21 protein-coding genes are annotated in these 21437 nt (G+C 65.4%); 11 read left to right on the forward strand and 10 right to left on the reverse strand.

Features of this window, described 5'->3' with window-relative positions; translation table 11 throughout:
- Positions 1-98: 98 nt before the first annotated feature.
- Positions 99-635, reverse strand: a complete 537-nt coding sequence (locus J2805_RS13550; RefSeq protein WP_309977034.1) for a TspO/MBR family protein — start codon at positions 633-635, stop codon at positions 99-101.
- A gap of 61 nt (positions 636-696) precedes the next feature.
- Between J2805_RS13550 and J2805_RS13555 the strand changes: the two genes are divergently transcribed.
- The 3 genes from J2805_RS13555 (at position 697) to J2805_RS13565 (ending at position 4236) form a co-directional block, all read left to right on the forward strand.
- Positions 697-1518 carry a DNA/RNA non-specific endonuclease gene (locus J2805_RS13555; protein WP_309977036.1) on the forward strand — a complete coding sequence of 274 codons (822 nt, stop codon included), beginning with the start codon at positions 697-699 and terminating at the stop codon, positions 1516-1518.
- A gap of 117 nt (positions 1519-1635) precedes the next feature.
- Positions 1636-2709: a lipid II:glycine glycyltransferase FemX gene (locus tag J2805_RS13560; RefSeq protein WP_309977038.1), complete on the forward strand. Its 1074-nt coding sequence runs from the start codon at positions 1636-1638 to the stop codon at positions 2707-2709.
- A 30-nt stretch (positions 2710-2739) separates the two neighbouring features.
- The gene (locus J2805_RS13565) at positions 2740-4236 is read left to right on the forward strand and encodes a threonine/serine exporter family protein (protein WP_309977040.1); all 1497 of its coding nucleotides are present in this window, start codon (positions 2740-2742) and stop codon (positions 4234-4236) included.
- Positions 4237-4300: 64 nt separating this feature from the next.
- Here the strand turns inward: J2805_RS13565 and J2805_RS13570 are convergent, their stop codons facing one another.
- Positions 4301-5140 (reverse strand): siderophore-interacting protein, encoded by an 840-nt coding sequence (locus J2805_RS13570; RefSeq protein WP_309977042.1) that lies wholly within the window; start codon positions 5138-5140, stop codon positions 4301-4303.
- A 15-nt stretch (positions 5141-5155) separates the two neighbouring features.
- Entirely contained in the window at positions 5156-5926 is a 771-nt protein-coding gene (locus tag J2805_RS13575) for a uracil-DNA glycosylase (protein ID WP_309977044.1), read from the reverse strand.
- A 194-nt stretch (positions 5927-6120) separates the two neighbouring features.
- Between J2805_RS13575 and J2805_RS13580 the strand changes: the two genes are divergently transcribed.
- From J2805_RS13580 to J2805_RS13605, 6 genes are all read left to right on the forward strand, one after another.
- On the forward strand, positions 6121-6393 hold the full coding sequence (locus J2805_RS13580) for a DUF3263 domain-containing protein (protein WP_309977565.1): 273 nt from the start codon (positions 6121-6123) through the stop codon (positions 6391-6393).
- Positions 6394-6450: 57 nt separating this feature from the next.
- Positions 6451-7101, forward strand: a complete 651-nt coding sequence (locus J2805_RS13585) for a LytR C-terminal domain-containing protein (RefSeq protein WP_309977046.1) — start codon at positions 6451-6453, stop codon at positions 7099-7101.
- Between the two features lie 166 nt (positions 7102-7267).
- Positions 7268-7471, forward strand: coding sequence for a cold-shock protein (locus tag J2805_RS13590; protein WP_309977048.1), 204 nt, complete (start codon positions 7268-7270; stop codon positions 7469-7471).
- On the forward strand, positions 7471-8808 hold the full coding sequence (locus J2805_RS13595) for an ABC transporter substrate-binding protein (RefSeq protein ID WP_309977050.1): 1338 nt from the start codon (positions 7471-7473) through the stop codon (positions 8806-8808). Before J2805_RS13590 ends, J2805_RS13595 begins: the two co-directional genes overlap by 1 nt.
- A gap of 296 nt (positions 8809-9104) precedes the next feature.
- Positions 9105-10733, forward strand: coding sequence for a chaperonin GroEL (groL, locus tag J2805_RS13600; protein WP_028271321.1), 1629 nt, complete (start codon positions 9105-9107; stop codon positions 10731-10733).
- 125 nt (positions 10734-10858) lie between these two features.
- Positions 10859-11821, forward strand: a complete 963-nt coding sequence (locus tag J2805_RS13605) for a ribonuclease HI family protein (protein WP_309977052.1) — start codon at positions 10859-10861, stop codon at positions 11819-11821.
- A gap of 6 nt (positions 11822-11827) precedes the next feature.
- On the opposite strand, the gene J2805_RS13610 is transcribed toward J2805_RS13605, so the two are convergent.
- From J2805_RS13610 to J2805_RS13635, 6 genes are all read right to left on the reverse strand, one after another.
- Positions 11828-12115, reverse strand: coding sequence for a WXG100 family type VII secretion target (locus J2805_RS13610; protein ID WP_309977054.1), 288 nt, complete (start codon positions 12113-12115; stop codon positions 11828-11830).
- Positions 12116-12229: 114 nt separating this feature from the next.
- Positions 12230-13741 (reverse strand): sensor histidine kinase, encoded by a 1512-nt coding sequence (locus J2805_RS13615; protein ID WP_309977056.1) that lies wholly within the window; start codon positions 13739-13741, stop codon positions 12230-12232.
- A gap of 2 nt (positions 13742-13743) precedes the next feature.
- Complete coding sequence (locus J2805_RS13620) at positions 13744-14454, reverse strand: response regulator transcription factor (protein ID WP_307049284.1); 711 nt, start codon at positions 14452-14454, stop codon at positions 13744-13746.
- An 81-nt stretch (positions 14455-14535) separates the two neighbouring features.
- On the reverse strand, positions 14536-16191 hold the full coding sequence (locus J2805_RS13625; protein WP_309977058.1) for a DNA repair helicase XPB: 1656 nt from the start codon (positions 16189-16191) through the stop codon (positions 14536-14538).
- 40 nt (positions 16192-16231) lie between these two features.
- Positions 16232-18736 (reverse strand): helicase-associated domain-containing protein, encoded by a 2505-nt coding sequence (locus J2805_RS13630; protein ID WP_309977060.1) that lies wholly within the window; start codon positions 18734-18736, stop codon positions 16232-16234.
- Between the two features lie 10 nt (positions 18737-18746).
- Entirely contained in the window at positions 18747-18980 is a 234-nt protein-coding gene (locus tag J2805_RS13635; protein ID WP_309977062.1) for a hypothetical protein, read from the reverse strand.
- 184 nt (positions 18981-19164) lie between these two features.
- On the opposite strand from J2805_RS13635, the gene J2805_RS13640 reads away from it, so the two are divergent.
- A complete protein-coding gene (locus J2805_RS13640; RefSeq protein WP_011690655.1) occupies positions 19165-19548 on the forward strand; it encodes a cold-shock protein in 384 nt (127 codons plus the stop codon).
- 8 nt (positions 19549-19556) lie between these two features.
- On the forward strand, positions 19557-20132 hold the full coding sequence (locus J2805_RS13645) for a DUF3027 domain-containing protein (RefSeq protein WP_309977066.1): 576 nt from the start codon (positions 19557-19559) through the stop codon (positions 20130-20132).
- Between the two features lie 148 nt (positions 20133-20280).
- On the opposite strand, the gene serC is transcribed toward J2805_RS13645, so the two are convergent.
- Complete coding sequence (serC, locus tag J2805_RS13650; RefSeq protein ID WP_309977068.1) at positions 20281-21411, reverse strand: phosphoserine transaminase; 1131 nt, start codon at positions 21409-21411, stop codon at positions 20281-20283.
- Between the last annotated feature and the right edge of the window lie 26 nt (positions 21412-21437).

The raw sequence follows: 21437 nt of genomic DNA on the forward strand, positions 1-21437 counted from the left end.
GGTGATCGTGACCATGCGCGAAACAGGCAAGGACATGTCCTCCAAATACAAGGAAACCGCCATGGGCGGCCTCGCCGTAAACGTCGTGGAGTGCTGACTCAGTTGTGCAGCGCCGCCCACAGGTTCAAACTGGCGGCGAACACCAGCCAGGAGATGTAGGGCAGCAGCAAAAGGCCGGCGGCACGGCTGATGGGGCCGAAGAACAGCACGGTTACGGTCACGGCAACTGTCAGGGCGATGATGACGGCGAAGCCCAGCCAGAGTGCCGCCGTGCCCATCACCGGGTAGAGGCCGAAGAACACCGGCGTCCACAGCAGATTCAGCAGCAGCTGGATTCCGTAGGCAACCAGTGCCGGTGTGGTGCGTTCGGCACGGCGGCGCCAGACGAGCCAAGCGGCCACTGCCATGGCGATGTAGAGCAGCGTCCAGACCGGGCCGAACACCCAGTTGGGCGGTGACCACGGCGCCTTGTCCGCGGCCACGTACCAGCCGTTGACGTTGCTTACCGTGGCGAACGCGCCCAGCCAGGCGACCAGCGAGGAAGCTCCCAGGAACACCGCCAGTCCCAGCACCTGTACGCCGGGACGGTGGCTTTCGGAGCCATGCTGGGACCCGTACACACCCTGTCTGTTCATAGTCCTATCTATTCACACTCAGGACCTATTCACACTCAGGACGCAGTGCCACTATGGAGCTATGAGTGGGGGATATGACCGGGACTTTCTGCGGGCGCGCGTTGAGCTGCCCAGTCCACCGGCAGCAACGGTTCTGCTTGACTACATTCACTTTTCGGTCCGGCTGCGCACCGCGCGCAAACTCGCCGCCGTCGTCGGGGTCAACATTCACGGGCGGGAGCTTGTCCCGCTGCCACGGCAGGGCACCTGGCATTTCGACCCCCGGATTTTGAAGGAGCACCAGGCAGGCCCGGACGTGTACAAAAACAACGCGTTCGACCGCGGGCATCTGGTGCGCCGGCTGGATCCGGTCTGGGGCGACGACGCCACGGCCCGGGCGGCCAACCAGGACACGTTCGCGTTCACCAACGCTGCGCCCCAAATCGACGACTTCAACCAGGGCAAGGAGCTGTGGGTAGGGCTGGAGGACCACATGCTCAACCATGCCGATCTCAACGATGCCAAGCTCAGCGTCTTCACCGGCCCCGTGCTTGCGGAGGACGACCTGCCATACCGGGGTGTCCAGATTCCCAGGAAGTTCTGGAAGGTGGCCGCCTGGACTATGGACGGAAAGCTCGCTTCCGCGGGCTTCCTGCTGGACCAGTCGCCGATGCTGGGGAAAGTGGAGCTTAAGAAAGCTATCCGGGAACGGCTCCTGGCTGATGAACCGCCCCCGCTTGGCCCCTTCCGCACCTTCCAGGTCCCGGTTCGGCAGATCGCCGAGCTGACCGGGCTGAGCCTTGCCAGACTGGAAAACGGGGATCGGCTTGTCAAAAGCCAGCGCTCCGGGGGCAAGGAACCCATGGCGGTACGGCTCGAGTCCATGGAGCAGGTCCGGCTCTGAGGCTGCCCCGCGGGAAGGTGCCCGGTAAGCGTGCTCCTAGGGAGGGCCGATAGACTTATGGATTGCATGCCCGGCATGCAGTCGACGCACCGCCCGCAAAGATTGGACACCGCGCACTTGCGAGAATTTACCGCCCGCTTTGCCTCCGCCGAGGAGGTCGCCAACTGGGACACCCACGTCACCGCGAACCCGAACGGCGGAAACCTGCTTCAGTCCGAGGCCTTCGCCCAGGTCAAGCAACACTTCGGCTGGAAGCCCCTCTACCTTGTCTACGAGACCGCTGACTACACGAGCTACAACCTGGTGCTGGAGAAGTCCTTCCCGGTCCTCGGCAAGCTCTGGTACCTCATCAAGGGGCCGGACGTGGAATCAGTGGAGGACATCCCGGGAATCGCGGCGGCAAACGCCGAGTTCGTCAGGCGTGCAAAACTCGGCGTATTCGCCATCAAGATCGAGCCCGACATCATCCTCTCCGAAGATGCCAAACGGGTGATCGAGGGCGCCGGCTTCGTCAAGACCCACAACCTGCAGCCCAACGACTCCACGGCGCTGCTGGACATTGCGCCGGAAGAGAACCAGCTGTTGCGGAACCTCCATTCCAGGGGACGTAACGCTGTCCGCCGGGCCATCCGGGAGGGCGTCGAAGTCCACGACGCGGAGCCCACCGAGGACAACTTCCGGGCAATGTATGGCCTGATGACCACCACGGTGGAAGCAAAGTCACAGGTCAGGGTCCGGGAATACGAGTATTACCGGAAGTTCTGGACCAACTTCATCGAGCGCGGCCAGGGCCGGCTGCTCTTCGTCTACGAGAACGGGGTCCCTTCAGTGGGTGCCTTCGTGATCAACTATGGGCGGAAGGGGACGTACAAAGACGGCGGGTCGCTCCAGAAGCGCAGCCAGTACGGGGACTCCCATCTGGTTCAATGGACGGCGATCAACCAGGTCAAGGAACTTGGGTGCACCGAATACGATTTCTGCGGCACGCCGCCGAGCGACAAACTCAAGGACACCTCCAACCCGTTCCACGGACTGGGCCTGTTCAAGACGAGTTTCAGCAAGACCGTGACCGACTTCGTAGGCTGCTACGACCAAGTGATCAGCCCGCTGAAGTACAAGGCCTGGATGGCCGCCGGCGAACGCGTGGCGCGCCAGCTGTACACGCGCCGCACCGGCCAGCAGTTCTACTAAAAGACTTGTGATGCCCTTGAGGAGGCCGCAATGACCAAAGCACCGGACGGTCGCCGCAGGCCGCCCACGGGGGCCCTGCCCCCGACCGAACCACTCACCGCGTCCCAGATACGGCAGAACGCCGCCGCCAAGCGCATGCTCCGCAGGCTGGTTCAGAGCGAAAGCCCGCCCACGGCCCCCATGAGCATCGTGGACAGGCTGGCGGGCAGCCCGTACGCCAACCCCATGATCCAGGTCGGGGGAGTGGACACGTCCGCGCGCAAAACCATCGACTTCGCTCTCCACCTTGCCGAGTCCATGTTCCGGTACGGCGCCGGCGCCCTGGAAGTGGAAACCAGCATCATCGCGATCACCGCCGCCCTGGGACTGAAACACATCGAAGTGGACATCACCAACCAGTCCGTAGCCATCAACTACGCTCCCAAGGACCAGACGCCCATCACGCTGCTGCGGGTGGTGCGGTCCTGGACCAACAACTATGCGGGCCTGGCCCAGGTGCATCAGCTGGTCACGGACATCGTGGCAGGCGGTGTGGGACGCGATGAAGCTGTGCGCCGGCTGGACGAAATCGTCCGAAGTTCCAAGCCGTTCCCGCGCTGGATGGTGACGGTCGCGTTTGCAGTGTTCGCCGCCGTCTTCGTCGGTGTGCTCGGCGGCGGGCTCGGAGCGTCCGCGGTTGCCTTCGGCTCCAACCTGCTGGTCAGCCTGCTGGCCCGGCAACTGGGCCGATGGCGCACGCCGGACTTCTTTATTACCGCGTCCTGCGCCTTCCTGGTCACCTTCATCGCCCTGCTGCTGTCGCGTTTCGGCGGTCCGGTGGGGATACAGATCGCCCCCGAGATTGTGGTGGTGGGCGGAATCCTGCTGCTGCTCCCGACCGGACGCCTCGTCTCGTCGGTACAGGATGCCATCAACGGGTTCCCGGTCACGGCGGCGGGCCGTTTCCTGTCGACCATCCTGACGTTCGGCGCACTGGTGTCCGGCATCGCCGTCGGCTTCGTGGTGGTGGCAATGACCGGCATGGAGCCGATCGACGTAACTAAAACCTTCCCGCCGGCGTATCCGTGGTGGGCAGTTGGAATCCTGGTTGCCATCGCCGTGGTTGCGATCGGGATTACCGAACAGACGAGCTGGAAGCTTCTCCTCCCCACGGCGGCGGTGGGCGTCATAGGCTACCTGGTCCTCATCGGGGGAGAGGCGCTGGGAATCGGTCCGCGCTTTTCTCCGGCTCTGGCCGCGGTGGTTATCGGCTTGCTCGGCCGCGTGGTGGCGCTGCGGATGGGCGCCCCGCAGTTGGTGGTTGCTGTTCCCGCCGCACTGATCCTGTTGCCCGGACTCACCATATTCCGTTCCATGTATGTGTTGACGATTGAGGAATCGGAAATTCTGTTGGGTGCCGGGGGCATGCTGAACGCAGGGGCGATCGTTCTCGGCGTCGCGGCCGGAATCGTCCTGGGCGACACCCTGGCCCGTCCGCTGACCCGCAGCCTGGCCAGCAACGAACGCCGCCGCGCCCGCCGCCGCTAGCGGGTGCGGCCAGCCGGGCGGACTGTCACGGACGGACATCGACGACGGACTGCCGGGTACTCCGTTAGATCTGTCCGATGGGGAGCTTCTTTTCGGCCTGGAAGTCGTCTTCCACGCGCCCGTAGGCCCAGTACCCGGAAAGCGATACCTGCCCCCGCTCAAGGCCGCGCTCACGGAAAAGGACCTCCCGGAGGGACTTCATGTAGCCTCGCTCGCCGTGGGCGAATACGTGCACGCGGCCGCCCGGCCATTCGGCATCCCGGACGGCGCTGATGAGCAGTTCGCTGTTTCCGGCCGGAACGCCGTCTCGCGGCAGCCAGCGGATCTGCAGCCCGGCCGGAGCGGCTATGGGCTGGATCTCGGCGTCGCTGTCCACTTCCAGGAACGCGAGGCCGCGGGCACCCTGCGGCAAGGACTCGATGGCGGCGGCGATGGCCGGCAGCGCGGCCTCGTCACCGGCAAAGAGGTGCCAGTCGGCGGCCCGGTCAGGGTTGTAGCCACCGCCCGGCCCGGTGAACACCAGGCTGTCGCCCGGCTGTGCCTTGGCCGCCCACGGGCCCGCCAGGCCCTCGTCGCCGTGGATCACAAAGTCGATGGCCAGCTCACGCTTTTCTTCATCGACCCACCGCACCGTGTAAGTCCGGGTGTGCGGCCATTTTTCGCGCGGCATGGACTCCCGGACGGCCCAGAGGTCCAGGGGCAGCGGGTATTCGACGTCCGGCTGGGGAAACGCGATCTTCACGTAGCGGTCAACGTAATCGTTGTTCACGTAGCTGGAAAAGCCCTCGCCGCCGGCAACGATGCGCACCATGTGGGGTGAGAGTTCCTCGCGCCGGAGGACCGTGAGATTCGTCTGGGGGCGCGATTTTCGACTGGCGGAAGTGGCAGCGGGCAGTGAAGTCATGGAAGTAAGGATAGGCTAAGAAACTGGGGGCAGCTCCCAGAGAACCGGCTCGGCGCCCTGCGACCGGAGGATTTCGTTGGCCCTGCTGAATGGGCGGGAGCCGAAGAATCCCCGCGAGGCTGACAACGGGCTGGGATGGGCGCTGGCCAGCACTGGAGCGTTCCCCAGCAAGGGGCGAATGCTCTCCGCATCCTTGCCCCAGAGGACCGCCACGAGCGGGACGGGGCTGCCGTCGGCGGCAAGCCGTCCGGCTACGGCGGCGATGGCCGCCGTCGTGATGGGTTCCCATCCCTTGCCGCGGTGGGATCCCGCCGCGCCGGCGCGGACTGTGAGGACCCGGTTCAGCAGGAGCACTCCTTGCTCCGCCCATCGCGACAGGTCACCGTGGATACGGGCCGGAAAGCCCAGGTCCGCTTCAAGTTCCTTGTAGATGTTCGCCAGGCTGCGCGGAATGGGCCGGGTGTGCCCTTCAACTGCGAAGGACAGCCCAATGGGGTGGCCCGGCGTCGGGTAGGGATCCTGGCCCACGATCAGTACCCTGACGTCAGCCAGGGGCCGCCGGAAGGCGCGCAATACGTTCGACGGCGCCGGAAGTACCGGGTGCCCGGCCGCCACTTCAGCTGCCAGGAACTCCAGGACACTGCGCAGCTCCGCTTCGACAGGCGCAAGGGCGGCGGCCCAGTCGGCAGCCACCAACTCCTCCAACGGCATCTGTGCCATCTCAGCGAAACCCGGAGCAGCACCCGCAGCCGGCTCCAGCTCGAACAAAGCTTCAGAATCAAACACGTGTCCATTCTCGCAGTGTTGGCCGCGCCACCCTCGGCGCGTCACACGGCGTAAATGACAGGGGTGTTATTCGCCCGTACCATTGAAAGAGACTTTGACCGGATCAAGTGAAGGAGTTTGCCGTGGCCGAACCTGTGCGCGATGAGCTGTCACTTGCGGATGCCGCCAGCCAAACCACGGAAACCACGAACCTTCTGCCTGCCCTGCAGCCGGGCTCACGGCTCAGCGAGCGGGACCAGCAGATGCTGGGGCTGGAGCGCCAGTGGTGGAAGTATGCGGGGGCCAAGGAGCAGGCCATCCGGGAGCTGTTCGACCTCTCAGCCACCCACTATTACCAGATCCTCAACACCCTGATTGATACCGAGGACGCCCTGGCGCACGACCCCATGCTCGTGAAGCGGTTGCGTAGACTACGTACGTCACGCCAGCGGGCGCGCACGGCGCGCCGTTTGGGCTCTGACGCGTAGGAGTCAGGGCTGGGCAATCAGCAAGTACCGGCAAGTACCAGCAAGGACAGTTTTTACATGACCAAATACGCTCGGGATGAATTCGACAGGGTCCCGGAGACCTCCTCACGACAGGGTGTCCACCGGGTCGCTTCCGATGCTCCCCGGCGGCGGCTGGCGCCCATTCTGGCTGTCGGCGTTCTGGCTCTCGCCATCGGCGTTGTTGCCTTCCTGTTCCTGCCCAAGCTGGGATTCGCGCCCTCCGGCAGCCCGCTTCTGGCGGCGGGGTCTGCCCTGGAAAGCCCCTCCGCTTCCCCTTCCGCAGAGACGCCGGAGAGCACCGCGTCCCAAAGCGCCGAGCCCAGCGCGGAGCCAAGTGCAACTCCCGCTGCCACTGAAGCCCTCGCGAACAGCGGTACTCCCTCCACCGCTCCCGACGAAGAGGCACCGGCTGTGGACAAGTCCCAGCCTGTGGCCGTGTACAACGGGACCACCACCGCAGGACTGGCGGGCCGGGTGAGCAGCACCGTTTCGGCGGATGGCTGGACACTGGGGCCGGTGGGCAACTGGGGCGGAATGCCGCAGCAGTCATCCGTGATCTACTACAGCGGAGCCGAGCAAAAGGCCAACGCCGAGGCGTTGGGCGAGCTCCTGAACATCACAGCTCTGGTGGACTCCGCCGATTTCCAGCAGCCCGTCGTAGTGGTTCTCGGGCCCGGCTTCCAGTAAGGATCCGGTTACGCCTGAATAACTATTAGTGGCTCGCAGGCCTCGGTCCTGCGCCCGGCAACGGCAATAGCTAGAGTGATTCCGGATGCCGTGCCTGACGCGCGGACCGTCCCGACGGCGCACAGTGACGTGGGCCGTGCAGAAGCAACCGGAAAGTGTGGGCAACATGGCATTGGGAACCGTCAAATGGTTCAACGCCGAAAAAGGCTACGGCTTCGTCACCGTGGACGGCTCCGGCGACGACGTCTTCGTCCACTGGTCGGCCATCGAGGGTGAGGGCTACAGGGCCCTGGACGAAGGGCAGCGTGTCCAGTTCGAGGTCGGCGAGGGCGAAAAGGGTCCCCAGGCAGAGAACGTCCGGCCGGCCTGATGCTTCCTCTCGCGGCAGCGCACGGCACAGCGACCCCCGGCCCCTCCAGGGGAGTGCGGCGGCGATTCTCCGCTGCCGTGCTGGCCGCGAGCACGGCGCTGGTGCTGGCCGGCTGCTCTGGCCAGACCGGAAACGCGCGTGTCGACACCGTTGATGCCGGCGGCGACGGCACGCTGCGCATCGGCCTGATCCTGGACAATACGGGCAAGCAGTCGTTCCTGAATTCCTCGCAGCTCGCGGCGGCCAGGCTCGCCGTCGCGGAGATCAACGCCGCAGGGGGCCACAAAGGGCGACCGGTGGAACTGCTCCCCGAGGAAATCGGCGAGGACACTACTGCCTTGGCCAAGGAACTCGTGGCCGCGAAGGCGGATGTAGTCATCGGTCCCACTGACTCGAGCCGCGCTCCAGGGGCGATTGATGTCCTGGCTCGCGCCAAGGTGGCAGTCATTTCTCCGGCGAACGCCGCGCACGGACTCTCGCGGTACAGGAGCGGCGGGTACTACTTCCGCACCTCGGCAGCCGACGTGGCCCAGGCCCCCGTTCTGGTCAAGCTGGCCAAGGAGGGCGGTGCGCGGACAATGGCGGTGATGCACGAGGAAGGCAGCTACGGCAAGGACGTCTCAGTGGCCGTGGCAGCCGCCGCCAGGACGGCCGGTCTTGGCATCGTGGCAGACGTCCAATTCACGCCGGGCCAGGCACAACAGGCAGCGGCGGCCGCTAAGGCAGCAGGCCCGGACGCCGTCATCCTGGTGGCGCGCTCCGGGGCCCAGGGCGCAATCGCGGAACTCAACAACGCTGCCCTTGCCGGCAAGAAGCTGATCCTTAGCGACGGTGCCATCAACCAGTATGGTTCCGCTCTCGGATCCAAGGCACTCGATGGCGCCCGCGGCATCCTCCCCGGGGTTTTCCCCTCGGCCCACTTCCAGGCTGAACTCGTGGCCGTTGATCCCGAACTCAAGGACATGACGTTCGCCGCCGAGACGTACGACGCCGTGAACCTGGCGGCCATTGCCGCGGCCGCGGCCCAGGACGACGCCGGATCGTCCATTGCAGCCAAGCTGATCACGGTCTCCGGCGGGAGTGCTACATCCGGCGGAACCGTGCCGTCCGCAGCGGTGGGGGAGCCCGCGGACACGGCCTCGGTGTGCAAAAACTACAAGGAATGCGTTGGGGCTGTCAGCGCCGGAAAGCCCGCCGATTACGACGGCGAGTCCGGCCGGATCGGTTTCGATTCCAACGGGGACGTCACGTCAGCCAACTACATGGTGTTCACTTATGCCCCGGACAACAAGGCCAGGATGAGTGGCAGCGAAACCGCTGCCCGCGCCGGCAGCTGATCGCTCCTAGCGAAGTGTGGCCCGCAGGCGGACGATTTCCCGCGGTCCCTGCTTGCACTCTCCCCGGGGGAGTGCTAATTATTGATTTAGCACTCCCACGGACTGACTGCTAAATCGACGCCCCGGTTCCGGCCGGTTGCGGAGTAAGCAGTAAGGACAAGGAGCGAAAGAAATACCTTGCTGGGGTGAGATCCCATCCGCGCGGCATACATAGGCCGACGGTGAAGGGTCGTCCGTCGCGGGCACCGCAGCGAAGGTTCATTCTTAACGACTGTCCCGAAAGGACTACTGCCGTTATGGCCAAGATCATTGCATTTGATGAAGAGGCACGCCGCGGTCTTGAGCGGGGCCTGAACATCCTCGCCGACGCCGTCAAGGTCACCCTCGGCCCGCGTGGACGCAACGTCGTCCTCGAAAAGAAGTGGGGCGCCCCCACGATCACCAACGATGGTGTTTCCATCGCCAAGGAGATCGAGCTGGACGATCCCTACGAGAAGATCGGCGCCGAGCTGGTCAAGGAAGTTGCCAAGAAGACGGATGACGTCGCTGGCGACGGCACCACCACGGCAACCGTGCTGGCGCAGGCCCTGGTCAAGGAAGGCCTGCGCAACGTCGCGGCCGGCGCTGACCCGCTGTCCCTCAAGCGCGGCATCGAGAAGGCTGTTGAAGCCGTCACCACCGAACTGCTCGCCTCCGCCAAGGAAATCGAAACCAAGGAAGAGATCGCCGCTACGGCATCAATCTCCGCCGGTGACGACGAAATCGGCGCGCTGATCGCTGAAGCGCTGGACAAGGTCGGCAAGGAAGGTGTTATCACCGTCGAGGAGTCCAACACCTTCGGCCTGGAGCTTGAGCTCACCGAAGGCATGCGCTTCGACAAGGGCTACATCTCCGCTTACTTCGTCACCGACGCTGAGCGCCAGGAAACGGTCCTCGAGGATCCGTACATCCTGATCGTCAACTCCAAGATCTCCAACGTCAAGGAACTGGTTGCTGTCCTGGAGAAGGTCATGCAGTCCAGCAAGCCGCTGCTGATCATCGCCGAAGACATCGAGGGCGAGGCCCTGGCCACCCTGATCGTCAACAAGATCCGTGGCACCTTCAAGTCCGTCGCCGTCAAGGCGCCGGGCTTCGGCGACCGCCGCAAGGCGCAGCTCGCTGACATCGCCATCCTCACCGGTGGCCAGGTCATCTCCGAGGAAGTCGGCCTCAAGCTTGAGACCGCCGGCCTCGAACTCCTGGGCAAGGCACGCAAGGTTGTTGTCACCAAGGACGAGACCACCATCGTCGAAGGTGCCGGCGACGCCGACCAGATCGCCGGCCGCGTGTCCCAGATCCGTGCCGAGATCGAAAACTCCGATTCGGACTACGACCGCGAGAAGCTGCAGGAACGCCTGGCCAAGCTGGCCGGCGGCGTTGCAGTCATCAAGGCCGGTGCCGCTACCGAAGTTGAGCTCAAGGAACGCAAGCACCGCATTGAGGACGCTGTCCGCAACGCCAAGGCTGCTGTTGAAGAAGGCATCGTTGCCGGTGGTGGCGTTGCACTGATCCAGGCCGGTGCCAAGGCATTCGCCAACCTGCAGCTCGAAGGCGACGAAGCAACGGGCGCGAACATCGTCCGCGTTGCCATCGACGCACCGCTGAAGCAGATTGCATTCAACGCCGGCCTCGAGCCGGGCGTTGTTGTGGACAAGGTCCGCGGCCTGCCTGCAGGCCACGGCCTCAACGCTGCAACCGGACAGTACGTTGACCTGCTGGCTGCCGGCATCAACGACCCCGTCAAGGTAACGCGCTCTGCCCTGCAGAACGCCGCTTCCATCGCGGGCCTGTTCCTCACCACCGAGGCCGTAGTGGCAGACAAGCCGGAGAAGAACGCTCCGGCCATGGGTGGCGGCGACGAGATGGGCGGCATGGGCGGTTTCTAACCTGCCCTACCGCGCCTGACGCGCACACCAAGTGCGGCTCCCTCGATTCGAGGGGGCCGCACTTTTGTTGTGGCCGGCAGGGGCCGCATAACCACAATGTCAGGCTGGTCTGGCAGGATAGTGCGGTGACGATTACTGCAGCAGCCGACGGTTCGGCTTTAGGAAATCCCGGTCCGGCCGGATGGGCCTGGTACGTGGACGATGACTGCTGGCGGGCGGGCGGTTGGCCCCATGGCACCAACAACCAGGGCGAGCTGATGGCTGTGCTGGACCTCTTCCGCTGCACGGCACACCTTCCGGATGAGGAACTGCACATCCTGTGCGACAGCCAGTACGTGATCAACTCGGTCACCAAATGGATGCCGGGATGGAAGCGCAAGGGCTGGCGCAAGGCCGATGGCAAGCCCGTGCTGAACGTGGAGATCCTTCGCGAAATCGACCAGGCGCTGGCCGGACGCAGGTACCGCTTTGAATGGGTCCGGGGTCACGCCGGCCATGACCTGAACGAGGCCGCTGACGAGCGCGCCCGGGCTGCAGCCACTGCATACCAGCAGGGCGTTGCAGTGCGGTCGGGGCCGGGTTTCGTCCGCGGGGACGGGGTCCCCACTGCTGCCGCGGCCCGGGTGCCTGAGCGCCAGGAGTCGCTCACCATGGCGGGAAGCCGCAGTCAGCCCGATCTTTTTAGCGAGCCGGACCTTTTCAGTGAGCTGGATGCTGATCCGTTCGCCGTGCAGGCCGGTCCGGAAGCAGCTCCCGAGGCCATCGTTGAAGGACTGGAGCGGGAGTTGCTCCGGCCGGACACCCGCGCCGACATCGGGCGTACAGGAGTGCTGCTGCACCCGGAGTTCACGGAGATCGGCACGTCAGGGCGGCTGTGGACACGGGACTCCATGATGATGGCGCTCGAGGAGAGCCCCGGCGGTGGAGCCGAACTGGACGTTATCAGTGCTGACCGGGTGGGGGCTGAGGCAGTCCTGTTGACCTACCGCAGCAAGGGCAGGACGGGATCCTCTCTCCGCAGTTCGCTCTGGGTGCTCGACGGTACCCAGTGGCGCCTGCGGTTCCACCAGGGAACACCGGAGGTGTAGTCCGGTTCAGCTGAACCGCTGGGTATTGCCCTGCTCTGCCTGCGCGTACGTGGCGGCAGCAGAGGTGAGGGCCAGGTTGATGGAGGCGAGCGAAGCCTCCACCTTGCCTTGGGTTAGGGTCCATTCCGTGATCAGCGCCTGGAAGTTGGTGGCAGCCGATCCGCGCCAGGTGCCCTGCAGTTCATCGAGTCCGCGCTTCATCGCCTGGACGTCCGCGCTGATGCGGTCCACCGTGGCCTTGACGTTCGCTGATTTGAGCTGGAGGAGTTCGGTATCAACAGAGATGATGCTCATGGTTATGCCCTTCGACGCAGTTCGGAAGCTTGTGCCAACCCCCGGACGGCCCTGCTGTCCGGGCCGCTACGTCGAGCCTAGGAAAACAGCCGAAATCCCCGCTACAGCCGTCGCCTATATGTGGACAACCTCGCCGCCGTCGTCCTCCCGATGGCCCGTGTCGCCGGCATTGACCGCGGTGGCTGCCCCTTCCGCTGCGGGGTCCTGGAACGGAAGTCCGACCACCATGGTGGTACCCCCGCCGTCGGTCTGTTCCACTCGGACAAAGCCGGAGTGGGACCCCACGATGGCAGCCACGATGGCCAGGCCCAGGCCGCTGCCGCCTGTTTCGCGGGTCCTGGACGTGTCCGCCCGGTAGAAGCGTTCAAAGATCCGGGGAGCCTCCTCCGCGGAGATCCCGGGTCCGTGGTCGCGCACCTCGATGACCGAGAAGCGCTGGCCGGCGTCGCCGGTCCGCACGCCCACTGCGAGCTCAATGGGCGTCCCCGCGGGGGTATAGCGCAGGGCGTTGCCCACCAGGTTACCCACCACCTGGCGCAGCTTCGCCTCATCGCCCAGCACCGGCGCGGGGAGGGGCGGTCCGCCGTCGAGGCCCGTGAGCGAGATGGTCCGGTCCCGATCGCTGGCCTGGGTGTCCACCACCGCGTCGTTGGCGAGAAGAAGCAGGTCCGCGGGTTTCTGCTGCAGGGGGCGTTGCTCGTCCAGCCGGGCCAGGAGCAGGAGATCCTCCACCATGGAGCCCATCCGCTTCGCTTCGCTTTCAATCCGCCCCATCGCCGTGGCCACATCCTCTTCAGTCGAGAGTGCACCCTGGCGGTAAAGCTCGGAGAAGCCCCGGATTGTCACGAGGGGTGTTCGGAGTTCATGGGATGCGTCCGCGGCGAACCGGCGCATCCGCTCTTCGGAGGCCAGCCTGGCCGCGAAGGCGGACTCAATATGGCTGAGCATCGCGTTAAGGGAGCCGCCCAGCCGGCCCACTTCCGTCGCTGGATTCTCCACATCGACGCGGCGGGAAAGGTCACCCGCCGCGATGGCTGCGGCGGTGCGTTCCACGCGTGCCAACGGACGGAAGGACCTGGAGACTGTCCAGGTGGCAATGAAGAAGGCCAGCACCAAAGTCAGGAAGCCCACTCCGACGACCACCAGTGACGCGTGTTCCACGACGGAATCCACGGGGGCCAGCGGCAGGCCGATGATCACGACGGCGTTGCGCTGGTTGCCGTCCAGCACGGGCAGCGCCACGACGCGCCAGTTCCGGCCGTCTGTACCGCGGACCTGGAAGGGGGCCAGATCGAGCCTGTTGGCTTCCGCCGGGGAAAGGCTGTCGATGTCAGGGTGCGAATCCTTGCTGCCGCCGAACGGGAACGCCTCCTGGTCCTGTCGCAGGAGCATCAGCGAGTAGTCCGTGGGGATGTTCGGATTCTGCTGCAGCAGCTGGCTGAAGGACTGCTGCTGCTTGACGGAATTGACGGCAACTTTGAGCTTGTCGTCCACCTGCCCCTGCAGGTAGCTGTGCAGGAGAGTCAGCGTGCCGGACCCGGTCACGGCGAGTGCCACCAGCATCAGCGCCATCATGATGGCCACCAGCTGGGAACGCAGTGAGGCCGACTTCCAACGGTGCAGCAAGGTCAGCGCTTCTCTGCTGTCCGCAGTACGTAGCCCACCCCGCGCTTGGTCTGGATCAGGGCGGGGGCGTCGGGATCGATGTCAACCTTGCGGCGCAGGTAGGAAATATAGGACTCAACAATCGAAGCGTCGCCGTTGAAGTCGTATTCCCACACGTGGTCCAGGATCTGGGACTTGGACAGGACCCGGTTCGGGTTCAGCATGAGGTAGCGCAGTAGCTTGAACTCGGTCGGTGAGAGCTCGATGACGGTTCCGCCGCGTCGCACCTCGTGGGCATCGTCGTCGAGCTCCAGGTCATCCACCCGGATCACGGCGTCGTCGTCGACCATGGGCTGGGTGCGGCGCAGCACGGCACGGATCCGGGCTACCACCTCGTCCAGGCTGAAGGGTTTGGTGACGTAGTCGTCGCCGCCGACCGTGAGGCCGGTGACCTTGTCCTCGGTGTCATCCTTGGCGGTGAGGAAGAGGACGGGGAAGTGTTTGCCGGCGGCACGCAGCCGGCGCGTCACAGTGAAGCCGTCCATGTCCGGCAGCATGACGTCAAGCACGGCAAGGTCGGGCGCATGGAGTTCGGCGGCGGCGAGGGCGTCGCGTCCGTTGCCGGCCGAGACGACCTCAAAGCCTGCGAACCTCAGCGACGTGGAGAGCAGTTCGCGGATGTTTGGTTCATCATCGACGACGAGCAGCTTGGCTTCGGGACCGTTCTTTTTCATATCTCCCATGATGCTCCCAGAATCTGGGAGTTTTCTGAATGAATGTTGTGTGTCCCATGGGCCTCGGCTTTAGGTGGTCCGCTAAGTGGCCGTGGGGTTCCGCCCGACGTCCTTGGCATCCATGATCCGGTACGCGTAGCCCTGCTCGGCCAGGAACCGCTGGCGCTTCGCTGCGAAGTCCTGGTCCAGCGTGTCCCGTGCCACCAGCGAATAGAAGCGCGCCGCGCGGCCGTCCTTTTTGGGGCGCAGCAGGCGGCCCAGGCGCTGGGCTTCTTCCTGCCGGGAACCGAACGAGCCGGACACCTGGATAGCTACGGAGGCCTCGGGAAGGTCAATGGAGAAGTTGGCCACCTTGGACACCACGAGGGTCTGCACCTCGCCCGCCCGGAAGGCATCAAACAACTTCTGGCGCTCCTTCACGGACGTGTCGCCCTTGATCACGGGAGCCTGCAGCCGTTCCCCCAGCTCGTCGAGCTGGTCCAGGTACTGGCCGATGACCAGGAGTTGCTCGCCCCGGTGCTGCTCAACGAGTTGTTCCACCACGGCGGTCTTGGTTTCGGAGGTGGAGCACAGCCGGTACTTGTCGGCGTCCTCGGCCATGGCGTATGCAACACGTTCGTCGTGCGGCAGGTCCACCCTGACTTCCACGCAGTCCGCCGGCGCGATGTAGCCCTGGGCCTCGATGTCCTTCCACGGGGCGTCGTAGCGCTTCGGTCCGATCAGGCTGAAGACTTCGCCTTCGCGGCCGTCCTCGCGCACCAGGGTTGCCGTCAGCCCCAGCCGGCGCCGGGCCTGCAGGTCCGCCGTCATCCGGAAGATGGGTGCCGGCAGCAGGTGGACCTCGTCGTAGATGATCAGGCCCCAGTCGTGGCCGTCCACCAGTTCCAGGTGCGGGTAGATTCCGCCGCGCTTGGTAGTCAGGACCTGGTATGTCGCGATGGTGACCGGGCGGACTTCCTTCACTGACCCGGAGTACTCGCCGATCTCGTCGGCGGTGAGCGAGGTCCGCTTGATCAGCTCGTCCTTCCACTGCCGGGCGGACACCGTGTTGGTCACTAGGATCAGCACGGTGGTGGAGCTGGTAGCCATGGCTGCCGCCCCCACCAGCGTCTTTCCGGCACCGCAGGGGAGTACGACGACGCCGCTGCCGCCGGCCCAGAAGTTCTCCGTGGCCAGCTTCTGGTACGGCCGGAGCTTCCAGCCGGTTTCGTTGAGCATGATGGGGTGCGGCGTGCCGTCCACGTATCCGGCCAGGTCTTCTGCGGGCCAGCCGATCTTGAGGAGCAGCTGCTTCAGTTGCCCCCGCTGCGAGGAGTGGACCACTACGGTTTCGCCGTCGATGCGCGGACCCAGCAACGGCTGGATCTTCTTGGCACGGCAGACTTCCTCGAGCACGGGGTAATCGTTGGTCCGCATCACCAGTCCGTGCTGCGGATCCTTTTCCAGCCGCAGCCTGCCGTACCGGGACATGGTTTCTTCGATGTCGATGAGCAGGGAATGCGGCACGGGGAAACGAGAATACTTCAGGAGGGTGTCCAGTACGCGCTCGGCGTCCAGCCCGGCGGCGCGGGCATTCCACAGGCCCAGAGGGGTGAGGCGGTAGCTGTGCACATGCTCCGGCGCGCGCTCAAGCTCTGCGAAGGCGGCGATGGCGTGCCTGGCCTCCGTTGCCTGCTCATGGTCCACCTCGAGCAGGATCGTTTTATCACTCTGGACGATCAGGGGGCCGTCGTTCACGGCACCAACGCCCCTGGGCTGCCGGTCGGGTGGATGCTGGTCACTGCTGGAATTCCTCTTCCGCCTCAATATCGATGATCCGGTGAATGGAGAGCACTCGCTCGGTTTCCCGGGCGGGGTCGAACACCCTGACCCGTCCTCCGGTCACAGACACGGGAACAACCGTTTCCCTGCTGGAATTCCCTTGGCTGTCCACAACGTTCATCACCACCGCCTGCCGGAGCCGGATGGCTTTCTGCAGGGTTTCGAGCCCGAGTTGGGTTGCTTCCTCGCCGGTGGTTCCGGCCGGCGGGCGGTGGCTCCCGTTGCCGTTCCCGCCGTGGGAGGTCTTTTGGCTGCGCAGAATCGCCAGCTGGGCGTCGACGTCGGCCTCCGGAGGGGCCGTCCGCGGCGCGCTGTACACCGGGCGCCCGCTGCCCGGAACAGCAGTGGTGCGGCGCAGCCGGACCAGCGCTGACTCCGGTTCCTCGACGGCCGGCGAGAGTCCCAGCGTCCGCAAAACCTGGGCTGTTTCCTTGGGGCCCGCGCGGGAGACGAGGACCGTGGGTGCGATGCGTACCAGCCCAAGACCGGACGCGCTGGATTCCTTGACCAGCTCCAGCAGGGCGTCTTCGTCGTCGCTCTGGATGAAGCTGGCAGCCACCCCCACGCGGAGCCTGCCGTGACGCGCCGCGGTGTCTTCCACCAGGTACTCAAGCGGCTGCGGGACTGCGGTGGCCGAATGTTCCCGCAGGAAGCCCAACACGCTGGCGGCGTCGTGGCCGGCGTCGAGGGCGCGACGGATCGAGGACACCGAGAAGCGGTAGATGGTAGCCGGCCCCTGGCCCTCGGCGTCGGCCATCATGAGGAGCTTCTCGCTCAGCTCAGGCGCCAGGTATCCCGGCGCCACGGCGGTGAGATCGGCCTGGAGCAGGACGTGGTTGAGCGCGGCCGGAAGGTGCTCTCCCAGGATGTCCAGGGCCTCATCAGGGCGTTCCGCGGCAATGGCCGAGCCCAGCTGGCTGAGGGCCCCCGAACCGATGAGGCCAAGCAGTTCGGCTTCCGCGAGGACGCCCCGGATCAGTGAACTGAAGCGCCTGGCCATCCGCGGCTGGGTCCACTCGGCCCGTTGAAGCACCGCTGCTGCGTCAAGCACCGGCGCCTTGCCGTCCGCCTCCGCGGCCTCAAGCGTAAGTTCGTTGAGGATCTCCAGGATCCGTTTCCGGATCACGGGGGCATCGGGCCGCTGGGCTTCAGCGGACAGTGCGTTGATGGTGCTGCCGGCAGCCGCCCGATGCTGGGCGGGGCCTGCGCCGGGGCCGGTGATGGGCTGGCCCACCAATGACGGTGCACGCTCGCTGGCCAGCCAGGCATTGACCAGCCACAGCCACTGTTCCTGGCGCGGCAGTGTGAGCCACTCCAGCTGCTCGGGCTGGACCCACGCCGAGCTGTCAACGTCAAGCCGGATCAGGCCCGCCAGTGCGCAGAGCTCAAGCAGCAGGCCGGCGCTGTGCAGTTCGATCCGGAGCGAGTCGGCCAGCCGCTTCATCTCGCGGACCCCGACGCCGCCGCTCCGCAACGTGATGAGCGGCTGCTCGCGCACGCTGTAGAGGAGTTCGCCTGTCAGGCGCAGTGTTTCAGCGATGGCACCCAAAGCGGCATTACGCCGTCGCGCTGCCGTGGTCTGTCCCAGTTTCGGGACCGGGGGAGACAGCGTGAAGTCCTCGATCACGGCGCCGCCCCGGAGGGAAATGCCCACACTGTGCGGCAGTTCCACGTGCGCGGCGTCCAGCGGCACCAGCAGGCCCCTGGCCAGGAGCCAGTCCACAGGGCCGACGTCGGAGCCTTCGTTGAGGACCGACGCGCGCCGTTGCGCCTGGGGAACCGCTCCCATGGCCCAGTTGCCGAAGCGGGCAAGGAGCGCTGTGGTCCGGTCCGGTGCCGTAGCGAGGATCCGGTTCAGCGCATCCGGGGTGGCCGTCCAGTGCTGCAACGACAGGGCCGCTTCCATGGGTGTGGTTGCGGGGTGGATGGCGGCACCGCTGTGGTGCAATTCGCCCACGAGCTGCACCACGCGTTGGGCGAAGGCCGGCTGCAGCCGCACCAGCTCGGTGTAGCTCCGGCCCAGCCCTGCCGGATAAATCCCGACGACGTCCCGGAGGCTCCCCACCGGAAGATAGAACCGCTGGCGGGGACCTGCCGGCAGCGCCGCACCGTGCGGCGGTTCGGCGCGGTGCACAAGGGCCAGTTCCTCCAGGGAATGCAGGATGCGTTCGATGGCGGACAGCGACCCGCCGTGGATAAATTTCTTCAGTCCCGCAGCGGACGCGCTGTGGGCCGTATCCGTGTTGGTGCAGAGGTGGAGAGTTTCCAGGACCTGCATCTGCGGCCGGTTCAGCCGCTCCAGCGCCCGTTGCACGCTGACCCGCGCGCTGGCCCGGGCCGCAAGGGCCGGGAAGTCCGGAACGTTCGGGGAGATGAGGTCCGGCCGCGCGGAGAACAAGGCCCGCAACGAGTCATCGCTGCGTGCCTCCAGTTCCTTGCTGAGCGCGCGAATAAGGGACATCAGTTCAACGTTACCGCCCGCCGGACTTTCCTGCCCGGCGCCGGGCGGCCACGCCGTCGATCACCAGGAAAATCATCAGGAGGAATGCCAGCGGCAGGCCGTAGAGGGCAAAGGACGTCACCCACACCGGGGCGGCGCTGCCGGCAAAGGCTATGGCCATCACCGCGCCTACGGCCGCCAGGGAAAAAACGGCGACGACCGCCGCAACTATCATCAGTGGCCGCCGGTAGCGGGAGGGTGTCATGGAAGTAACGCTAACAGCCCCGCTGTGCCCGTGCCGCAAAGCGGGAAACCGGGTCCCGGCAGGATAACCTTGAAGTTACAGACCAACATGGTCCAGGCAGTCACACCCTGAACCCGCATATCAATGCGGATGCGGTGGCCGCCGGCCATGTCTCAGGAAGTCCAGAACGAAGAAGGTTGATTACGTGCCTACCGGCAAGGTCAAGTGGTATGACAAGGAAAAAGGCTTCGGATTCCTCGCGGGCGAGGACGGACAGGAAGTATTCCTGCCCAAGTCCGCCCTCCCGGAGGGTGTAACGGAGCTCAAGGCCGGCACCCGGGTGGAGTTTGGCGTGGCTGACGGCCGCAAGGGCGCGCAGGCCCTCGGGCTGCGTGTGCTGGACAAGACACCGTCCATCGCCAAGGCAAAGCGTCCCAGCGCAAAGGATCTGGCGCCCCTTGTCCAGGACCTGGTGACCGTGCTGGACAACCTGTCCGGTACGCTGTCCGCCGGAAAGTACCCGGAAGGCAATAAGGCCAAGGCAATTGCAGCCGCCCTCCGTAAGGTTGCCGACGAGCTGGACGCTTAGGCATCCGTATGACTTCCGAACCTGAGCAGAGCGCCCCTAAGCCGGCCTCAAAGCCGCGTGCCGGCGTTCCCGTATGGCGCACCGGCAAACCGGATGCCGTGCTGGCTGCTGCCGTGGACTTTGCCCGGACTGCGGTTGAGGGCATCGCCCCGGCCGCACAGATCGGACGGCATCTCGGCGCAAAGACCGAGGGGGACCGTGTTGTGACGCACCTCTTTGAGTCCAAGCTGGCCGGATACCAGGGGTGGCAGTGGTACGCGGTACTTACACGCAATTCGCGTTCCAAGGTCATCACGGTGAACGAACTCGGCCTGCTGCCTTCGGAGGATTCAATCCTTGCACCGGAGTGGGTGCCATGGGCTGAACGGGTGCGCCCGGAGGACGCGCAGGAAGATGAGATTGCGGACGCCGAGATTGCGGACGTAGATACTGAGGACGCCGATGCGGCAGTCGACGCTATCGCCGTGGATGCTGCGGACGACGCAGCCGCCGACGACACGTCCCCGGACCTGCCGGCTGACGTACCCGTTTCCGACGACGAGCCGAAAGCCGACACCGGCCACACACTCCGCGAGGCCGACTAGCCAGTTGGCATCTGAAATGCCGCGGCCCGCTGGTCCAAGGCTGTAGCTGCGGTTTCCGCGTGAGGAGCCCAAAGACAAAGGCGCCGCCCGGGATCGAAACCCGGACGGCGCCTTTTGAGTGCTGAGGCGGTCAGCGCCGGCTGAAGCCTTACTTCCGCAGTTCGCCCACCACGTAGTCGATGCTGGACAGGAGGGCGGAGATGTCGTCCGGCTCGATCGCAACGAATGTGGCGATGCGAAGCTGGTTGCGACCCAGCTTGCGGTAAGGCTCCGTGTCCACGATCCCGTTGGCGCGGAGGACCTTGGCGATGGCCGCAGCATCAATCGAGTCGTCGAAGTCGATGGTGGCGATCACGTTGGAACGGTCTTCGGCCTTGGCCACGAAGGGTGTGGCGTACTCGGAGGCCTCGGCCCAGGAGTAGATACGTCCTGCCGAATCGGCGGTGCGGGCAGCGGCAAAATCGAGGCCGCCGCTGGTGTTCAGCCACTGCACCTGCGCGTCCAGCGTCACCAGGGTCGCCAGCGCCGGCGTGTTGTACGTCTGGTTCAGGCGGGAGTTGTCGATGGCTGTCTGCAGATCCAGGAAGTCCGGTATCCACCGGCCGCTTTCCTTGATCCGCGCTGCACGCTCGAGGGCGGCAGGGGAGAACAGGCCCAGCCACAGCCCGCCGTCGGACGCGAAGTTTTTCTGCGGCGCAAAGTAGTAAACGTCGGCTTCGGAGACGTCCACATCCAGGCCACCTGCGGCGGACGTGGCGTCCACCAGGACCAGGGATCCTTCATCCGCCCCGGCAACCCGATTGACCGGGGCTGCCACACCCGTGGACGTCTCATTCTGCGGCCAGGCGTAAACGTCCACGCCCGCTTCTGCCTGGGCTGTGGGGCGTGTGCCGGGCTCTGCCTTGATGATGGTGGAGGCGTCCAGGAACGGAGCCTTGTTCGTGGCGGAGGCAAACTTGGAGCCGAACTCGCCGAAGGAAAGGTGCTGTGCCTTGCTGTCCACCAGGCCGAACGCCGCGACATCCCAGAACGCGGTGGAACCGCCCACGCCAAGAACCACCTCGTAGCCTTCAGGGGCCCGGAAAAATTCGCTGAGGCCGTTGCGTACCGATCCCACGAGGTTCTTCACCGGAGCCTGGCGGTGGGACGTACCCAGCAACGTGGCAGACGCGGCGGACAGGGCCTCGATCTGTTCCGGGCGGACCTTTGAAGGCCCGGCGCCGAACCGTCCGTCCTTGGGCAGGAGGTTGGCGGGGATAGTGATGCTGGTGTCGCTCACGATGGCTCCAATTTTTCGGCGTGGAC

It is taken from the genome of Arthrobacter oryzae (assembly GCF_031454875.1).
Classification (GTDB): Bacteria; Actinomycetota; Actinomycetes; order Actinomycetales; family Micrococcaceae; genus Arthrobacter; species Arthrobacter oryzae_D.

Bases quoted from the DNA above. Each gene is read 5' to 3' on its own strand.
- J2805_RS13550 (WP_309977034.1), bottom strand. From the start codon at position 635: ATGAACAGACAGGGTGTGTACGGGTCCCAGCATGGCTCCGAAAGCCAC.
- J2805_RS13555 (WP_309977036.1), top strand. From the start codon at position 697: ATGAGTGGGGGATATGACCGGGACTTTCTGCGGGCGCGCGTTGAGCTG.
- J2805_RS13565 (WP_309977040.1), top strand. From the start codon at position 2,740: ATGACCAAAGCACCGGACGGTCGCCGCAGGCCGCCCACGGGGGCCCTG.
- J2805_RS13570 (WP_309977042.1), bottom strand. From the start codon at position 5,140: ATGACTTCACTGCCCGCTGCCACTTCCGCCAGTCGAAAATCGCGCCCC.
- J2805_RS13585 (WP_309977046.1), top strand. From the start codon at position 6,451: ATGACCAAATACGCTCGGGATGAATTCGACAGGGTCCCGGAGACCTCC.
- J2805_RS13590 (WP_309977048.1), top strand. From the start codon at position 7,268: ATGGCATTGGGAACCGTCAAATGGTTCAACGCCGAAAAAGGCTACGGC.
- J2805_RS13595 (WP_309977050.1), top strand. From the start codon at position 7,471: ATGCTTCCTCTCGCGGCAGCGCACGGCACAGCGACCCCCGGCCCCTCC.
- groL (WP_028271321.1), top strand. From the start codon at position 9,105: ATGGCCAAGATCATTGCATTTGATGAAGAGGCACGCCGCGGTCTTGAG.
- J2805_RS13610 (WP_309977054.1), bottom strand. From the start codon at position 12,115: ATGAGCATCATCTCTGTTGATACCGAACTCCTCCAGCTCAAATCAGCG.
- J2805_RS13620 (WP_307049284.1), bottom strand. From the start codon at position 14,454: ATGAAAAAGAACGGTCCCGAAGCCAAGCTGCTCGTCGTCGATGATGAA.
- J2805_RS13630 (WP_309977060.1), bottom strand. From the start codon at position 18,736: ATGTCCCTTATTCGCGCGCTCAGCAAGGAACTGGAGGCACGCAGCGAT.
- J2805_RS13635 (WP_309977062.1), bottom strand. From the start codon at position 18,980: ATGACACCCTCCCGCTACCGGCGGCCACTGATGATAGTTGCGGCGGTC.
- J2805_RS13645 (WP_309977066.1), top strand. From the start codon at position 19,557: ATGACTTCCGAACCTGAGCAGAGCGCCCCTAAGCCGGCCTCAAAGCCG.